This is a genomic window from Actinosynnema sp. NPDC059335, from assembly GCF_042752395.1.
Lineage (GTDB): Bacteria > Actinomycetota > Actinomycetes > Mycobacteriales > Pseudonocardiaceae > Actinosynnema.
Genome location: NZ_JBHYXZ010000218.1, coordinates 1 through 6,668, shown reverse-complemented (window position 1 = coordinate 6,668; position 6,668 = coordinate 1). Strand labels below are relative to the sequence as shown.

At 72.8% G+C, this 6,668-nt stretch carries 6 protein-coding genes; 3 read left to right on the top strand and 3 right to left on the bottom strand.

Features of this window, described 5'->3' with window-relative positions; translation table 11 throughout:
* Window positions 1–82: 82 nt before the first annotated feature.
* Both ACFXGA_RS37310 and ACFXGA_RS37305 read right to left on the bottom strand, forming a co-directional pair.
* Window positions 83–952 (bottom strand): universal stress protein, encoded by an 870-nt coding sequence (locus tag ACFXGA_RS37310; RefSeq protein ID WP_378096918.1) that lies wholly within the window; start codon window positions 950–952, stop codon window positions 83–85.
* Complete coding sequence (locus ACFXGA_RS37305; protein ID WP_378096915.1) at window positions 952–1,536, bottom strand: HPP family protein; 585 nt, start codon at window positions 1,534–1,536, stop codon at window positions 952–954. The genes ACFXGA_RS37310 and ACFXGA_RS37305 overlap by 1 nt, the downstream gene beginning before the upstream one ends.
* A 149-nt stretch (window positions 1,537–1,685) precedes the next feature.
* Between ACFXGA_RS37305 and ACFXGA_RS37300 the strand changes: the two genes are divergently transcribed.
* The 3 genes from ACFXGA_RS37300 (at window position 1,686) to ACFXGA_RS37290 (ending at window position 5,459) form a co-directional block, all read left to right on the top strand.
* Complete coding sequence (locus ACFXGA_RS37300) at window positions 1,686–1,901, top strand: SHOCT domain-containing protein (RefSeq protein WP_378096912.1); 216 nt, start codon at window positions 1,686–1,688, stop codon at window positions 1,899–1,901.
* Between the two features lie 72 nt (window positions 1,902–1,973).
* On the top strand, window positions 1,974–2,624 hold the full coding sequence (locus tag ACFXGA_RS37295) for a response regulator (RefSeq protein ID WP_378096909.1): 651 nt from the start codon (window positions 1,974–1,976) through the stop codon (window positions 2,622–2,624).
* A gap of 129 nt (window positions 2,625–2,753) precedes the next feature.
* Entirely contained in the window at window positions 2,754–5,459 is a 2,706-nt protein-coding gene (locus ACFXGA_RS37290; RefSeq protein ID WP_378096906.1) for a cation-translocating P-type ATPase, read from the top strand.
* A gap of 211 nt (window positions 5,460–5,670) precedes the next feature.
* On the opposite strand, the gene ACFXGA_RS37285 is transcribed toward ACFXGA_RS37290, so the two are convergent.
* Window positions 5,671–6,564: a hypothetical protein gene (locus tag ACFXGA_RS37285; RefSeq protein ID WP_378096904.1), complete on the bottom strand. Its 894-nt coding sequence runs from the start codon at window positions 6,562–6,564 to the stop codon at window positions 5,671–5,673.
* Window positions 6,565–6,668: the final 104 nt, after the last annotated feature.

Below are 6,668 nucleotides of genomic sequence, written 5' to 3'. Positions count from 1 at the left end.
GGCCCGACTGTCCTACCCCCCCCCGGCGCACCCCGCCCGTCGGTGTGGGGGGGGCCCTGCGGGCCGGGTGGTCGGTGGTGCCCTACCGCTTGGCGTGCAGGGGTCGCACGACCGCGAGCGGGCAGGACGCGTGGTGCACCAGGGCCTGGCTGGTGGACCCCAGCAGCATACCGGTGAAGCCGCCGTGACCCCGGCTGCCGACCACGAGCAGCCGGGCGTTCTCGGCGGCGCGCAGCAGCGCGCGGACCGGCCGGTCGCGCACGACCACGCGGTCCACTCGCACATCGGGGTACTTCTCCTGCCATCCCGCGAGCCGTTCGGCCAGGACGCGCCGTTGCTCGTCCTCGACCTGCGACCAGTCCACGGTCAGGCGGGAGCCGTAGGGGCTGTCCACCAGGAAGTCGTTCCACGCGATGACCGCGTCCAGCGGCGCGTCCCACCGGGACGCCTCCTCGAACGCGAAGCCGACCGCCTCCTCGCTCGCCGGCGAGCCGTCCACCCCGACGACGACCGGACCGTCCGGCCGTCGCGGCTCGCGCACGACCACCACCGGGCACTCGCCGTGCGCGGAGACCGCGACCGCGACCGAACCCACCAGCAGCCCGGAGAAGCCGCCCAGCCCCCGGGAACCGACCACGACCAGGCCGGCGCGGCGCGACTCGGAGATGAGCGCCCCGGCGGGCGTGTCCACCACCAGGGACGTCCCCACCTCCGGCACCGCGGCCCGCACGGCGTCCGCCGCCTCCGCGAGCCACCTCCTGCCCTGACCCTCGAACGCCTCTCGCACCTCGTGCCCGGTCAACACGATCTCCGGGTAGCCGCGGGTCGGCGGCATGAAGGCGTGCACGAGTTCGAGGGGCACGCGGTGGCGGACCGCTTCCGCGGCAGCCCACTCGGCGGCCCGCACGGCCGACGCAGAACCGTCCACGCCGACCACGATCGGGGCACTCATCACGAAGTCCTCTCCATGTCCGCCGCCGCGTGGACGCGCACGCCCACGACGCCGGTCACCGCTTCGGTCAGCGCGACCGCGATCCGGGCTGCCCGCTCGTCCGGGAACGGCGCGCCGAGGTCGACGTGGCCGTCGTGCACCGCCACGGACCACCGGCCGCCGGGGTCGTAGGCGTCCAGCCGCTCCCGCACGTCGGCCGCGACGGACGCGTCCGTGCGCGCCAGTGCCCGCACCAGGTCACGCCGGGTGACCACGCCGACCAGCCGCCCGCCGTCCACGACGGGCACGCAGCGGATCCGGTCGTCGATCATCACCCGGGCGAGCACATCGACCGGCGCGGCCGGGTCCATCCCGTAGACCGGAGTGGTGAGCACCTCGCTCACCGGTGTGTCCCCGGAGTCGTCGTCGGTGTACCGACCCCGCAGCATGTCGCTCTCGGTGACGATCCCGACGAGCCGTCGGTCGGCGTCGACCACCGGCAGCGCGGTGAAGCCGTGCGAGACCATCAGCGCGGCGGCCACGCGGATCGGCACGTCCCGGGTCACGGTGACGACCGGGCTGGTCATGATGTCCAGTGCACGCACGGCGCACCTCCTCGTCGTTGTCGCCTCCGACGCTAGGCAGCCGCCGGACCCGCGGCAGCGGTCCTTGGTCCTCACCGATCAGGGCCCAATGGCCGCGTTCCGCGTACCGCTCCCGTGGACTACTGGGAGCGGACGACGGGAGGTGTGCGATGCACTGGTACTGCGGCTATGGCCCCGGCGCGGGCGGACTGGTCTTCGTGGTGGCCTCGCTCGTGCTGCTGATCGTGGGTGCGGTGGCGGTCGTGGCGCTCGCGCTGCGCGGGCGCCGCGATCCGGCGAAGCGCATCCTGGAGGAGCGGCTGGCGCGCGGGGAGATCGACGCGGAGGAGTACGAGAGGGTGCGGAAGACCTTGAGCGCCTCGTAGGGTTGTGGATCCCCGGCTGACGACCCCTCCGCAAGAGGATCGGCACAGGCAGACGAGCGAGAGGTGACCGGCGTGGCGCGTGTGTTCCTGGTGGACGACCACGAGGTGGTCCGGATCGGGGTCAGGGAACTGCTGAACAGCGCGGACGACCTGGAGGTGGTGGGCGAGGCCGGGTCGGTGTCCGAGGCCCTGGCCAGGGTGCCCGCCAGCGGGGCGGACGTCGCCGTGCTGGACGTGCGGCTGCCCGACGGCAACGGCATCGAGCTGTGCCGCGAACTGAGGTCCCGGATGCCCGAGCTGCAATGCCTGATGCTGACCTCGTTCACCGACGACGAAGCCCTGTTCGACGCCATCATGGCCGGCGCCTCCGGCTTCGTCCTCAAGCGCATCCTGGGCCACGACCTGCAGAACGCCGTCCGCACCGTCGCCGCCGGCGGCTCACTGCTCGACGCCCGCTCCACCGCCGCGCTGCTGGACCGCATCCGCCGCGAACGCGACCAGGGCGACCCCACCCGGTCGCTGACCGAGCAGGAACGCACCGTGCTCGACCACATCGGCCAAGGACTGACCAACCGCCAGATCGCCGAGCAGATGTTCCTCGCCGAGAAAACCGTCAAGAACTACGTCTCCCACCTCCTGGCCAAACTCGGCCTCGAACGCCGCACCCAGGCCGCCGTCCTCGCCACCAAGCTCCGCAGGCCCACCAGGAACGACGAGGAGTGATCCGCCGGGCCGGAGCGCTCCCCGGGCGCGACCCGGGACCTTGTGCCCGGTCCGCAAGGGCCGTTGGGGCCGCGACAACGGTGCCGTGCTGCCGTCGTTCCGGCGTCGACCCGGGACCACGATCGAACGGTGACCACCACCGACGATCGTGATGTCGTCCAGGACCCCGGGGAGCCCCTCGCCCGGTTGCAGCGCGACCTGCGGTCCCGGCCGGAAGGGCTGACCGCGCGCGAGGCCGCCCGCCGGTTGCAGGCCCATGGCCCCAACGTCATCGTCAGGCACGCCCGGCGCGGGTGGCCAGGCCCCCTGGTGCGGCAGTTCACCCACCCCCTGGCCCTGCTGCTGTGGCTGGCCGCCGCCCTGGCCCTGGCCTCCGGGTCGACCGCGCTGGGCATCGCGATCGTCGCGGTGATCGTCCTCAACGCCGCTCTGGCCTTCGCCCAGGAGCAGCAGGCCGAACGGGCGGTGGAAACCCTGGCCGCCTACCTGCCGCCCATGGCGAAGGTCGTCCGCGACGGTGTGCGCAGCGACGTCGAGGCCAAGGACCTCGTGCCCGGCGACGTGCTGCTGGTCGAGGAGGGCGACCGGATCTCCGCGGACGCCCGCCTGCTGTCCGGCGCGGTCGAGGTCGACCTGTCGACGCTGAACGGGGAGTCGCTGCCCGCGTTCCGCTCGGCCGGGGCGGACCGGGTCGTCGGCCCGCTGCTGGAAGCCCGGGACATGGTGTTCAGCGGCACGACCTGCACCGGAGGACAGGCCCGCGCGCTCGTGTTCGCCACCGGCATGCGCACCGAACTGGGCCGCATCGCCGCCCTGACCCAGCGCGTCGGCCGCGACCAGAGCCCACTGGAGAAGCAGGTCAAGCGCGTGGCGTGGATGATCGCCGCGGTCGCGATCGGCGCCGGGCTGGCGTTCCTGCCGCTGGGAACCCTCGCGGCCGGGCTGCCGCTGCCCGACGCCGTGCAGTTCGCCATCGGCCTGCTCGTGGCCAACGTCCCCGAAGGGCTGCTGCCCACCATCACCCTGGCCTTGGCCGTGGGAGTCCGCGCACTCGCCCGCAACGGGGCCCTGGTCAAGCGGCTGTCCGCGGTCGAGACCCTGGGCTCGACCACGGTCATCTGCACCGACAAGACCGGAACCCTGACCCGCAACCGGATGCGCGTCACCGACGTGTGGACCCCGCAGGGCGCGGTCGACCTCACCGCGCCCGCCCGCGGCGCGGCATCCCTGCTGGCGACGTCGGCCGCGGTGTGCGGCACCGCCGACGTCGACCCCGCCGACCCCGAGTCGGCCAAGGGCGACCCCACCGAGATCGCCCTCGCCCTGGCCGCCGCCGCACTCGGCGCGGACGTGTCCGCGGCCCGGCGCGACGTCCGGCGGCTGCGGCTGTTCCACTTCGACCCCGCGCTGCGCCTGATGTCCACCGTCGACGACCTCGGCGGCGCCCGCGTGGTCAGCGTCAAGGGAGCGCCCGAGGAGGTCCTGGCCCGCACGACGGCGATCGCCGGCCCCGACGGCGGCACGGAGCCGCTGACCGATGCCCACCGTGACCGGCTCGCCGCCGTGATCGCGGAGAAGGCCGGTCACGGACTGCGGCTGCTGGCCGTCGCCCGCCGCGTCCTCGCCCCCGGCGAGCCCCTGCCCGCCGAACGCGAAGACGCCGAACGCGACCTGGTGCTGCTGGGCCTGGTGGGCATGTTCGACCCGCCCCGCCCCGAGGTCGCCGACGCCGTCGCCCGCTGCCACACCGCGGGCATCAGGCTCGTCGTCATCACCGGCGACCACGGCCTGACCGCCGCCGAGATCGCGCACCAGGTCGGCATCTCCAACGGCCGCACCACCATCGTCACGGGGGCCGAACTCGACGCCATGAGCGAGGCCGAGCTGGACGACCTGCTCGCGGGCGACGACGAACTGATCTTCGCCCGCAGCTCCCCCGAGGTGAAGCTCCGCGTCACCGACGCGCTGCGCGCCGAGGGCCACGTGGTCGCCATGACCGGCGACGGGGTCAACGACGCACCCGCCCTGCACCGCGCCGACATCGGCGTCGCCATGGGTCGCAGCGGCACCGACGTCGCCCGCGAGGCCGCCACCATGGTCCTCACCGACGACAACTTCGCCACCATCGTCACCGCCGTGCAAGCCGGCAGGCGCGTCTACGACAACGTCCGCAAGTTCATCCTCTACATCTTCGCCCACGCCACCCCCGAGGTCGTGCCGTTCTTGCTCTACGCCCTCTCCGGCGGCGCCATCCCCCTCCCGTTGACCGTGCTCCAGATCCTCGCCATCGACCTGGGCACCGAAACCCTGCCCGCCCTCGCCCTGGGCCGCGAACCCGCCGAACCCGGCCTGATGGACCGCCCACCGCGCAAGCGCGGCGACAACGTCATCGACGGCCCCATGCTCTTCCGCGCCTGGGGACTGCTCGGCGGCCTGTCCGCCCTGCTCGTGCTGGCCGGCTACTTCCTCGTCCTGCTCGACGGCGGCTGGACCCCCGGCGCGCCCACCGGCCCCGGCACCGCCCTGCACCACACCTGGCAGCAGGCCACCACCATGACCTTCCTCGGCATCGTGGCCTGCCAGATCGGCACCGCCTTCGCCGCCCGCACCCAACACGCCTCCCTGCGCTCCATCGGCGTGTTCAGCAACCGCCTGCTGCTGTGGGGCATCGCCTTCGAAATCGCCTTCGTCGCGCTCCTGCTCGGCGTGCCCGCACTGGGCCGGCTGTTCGACACCACCCTGCCCCCGCCGCAGTACCTCCCGATGCTCCTGCTGTTCCCGCTCGTGGTCTGGGGAACCGACGAACTGTGGCGCTGGTGGCTGCGCACACGGTGACGACCCCTGCACAAGAACAGGTCTCCTCCTACTGGCACTACGACACCGTCAGGCCACCTTCGTCGGCTGGAGCATCGGAACGGTCGTCGTTCGGCCTGCCTTGTTGCACCTGTTCGCGTGGGTTGGCGTTGCCGCAGTGGCCGTGGCGCGCTTCACCGCCACCGCCCTCCGCTTCGTCTACCGCATCGGCCTCTGTATCGGCGCCGCGACGTCACCTCACCCCGCGCCACAGCACCGCGCGGTTCTCGCCGACTCCGTTGACGATCAGCATCGAGTTGCCGATCGCCACACCGTGTGCGTTGATCTGCTTCGGTTGGCAGTAGTACTCGCCGCCCGGGGCGAGGGCCGGCAGCGGTTCGACCTCGCCGTCGCGGTTCCAGTACACGCAGCGCACGCTCAAGTCCGGGCGCATGAGCTGGCCGACCACCGTGCTTTCGTCGTTGATCGCGATCGGGTCGGCCCTCAGGTACGCGTCGTCGGGCAGGGCCGGCAGCACGGCCATCCCGCCTTCACCCGACCACCGGACGGAGACCTCGCCGATCGTCGGGCCACCGGTGATGCCGACGGCCGAGCCGCGGTCGTTCGCCCCGACCACCCAGCCGTACGTGCTGCCGGGCGGACCCGGCAGTTCCGTGATTCGACCTCCGACGTCCCAGCGGACGACGCTAATCCCGCCGTCCGACGTGCCGGAGATGCCGTACGCGGTTCCCCGGTCGTCGACGTGGAGCGCCTTGCTGAACGTGCCGCCGGGGAGCGGACCGAGGTCTTCGGGGACACCGCCGCGTCCCCACCGCAACGCGTGCCCTTCGTTCCAGTCGTCGTCGGTGTAGCCCACGATGACGTGGTGGCGGTTGATGGCGACGGCGCTGGAGGCGTTCGCCCCGGGCAACGTGCCCAGATCCGTGATCCGGCCCTGCCGGTCCCACTTCACGCCGCGCACGTTGCCGCTCACGTCCTGGGCACGGCCCACCGCCACACCGTCCCACGACACGTCCAGCGGTTCGGCCATCTCGCCGGGTGTCAACGCCGCCAGCATGGTCAACCGTCCCCCGGCGTCCCACCTCGCACCGATCCACCGCCCGCCGTCGGGGTCGAGTACGAGCACGTGGGCGACCACCGAGCCGTCCCCGGCGAGCCCGATAGCGTAACCCCGCCTCGATTCGGGAAGTGTGCAGCCGATGTCCTCGATTGGGGCGACACGACGCCAGC

Bases quoted from the DNA above. Each gene is read 5' to 3' on its own strand.
- ACFXGA_RS37310 (WP_378096918.1), bottom strand. From the start codon at position 952: ATGAGTGCCCCGATCGTGGTCGGCGTGGACGGTTCTGCGTCGGCCGTG.
- ACFXGA_RS37300 (WP_378096912.1), top strand. From the start codon at position 1,686: ATGCACTGGTACTGCGGCTATGGCCCCGGCGCGGGCGGACTGGTCTTC.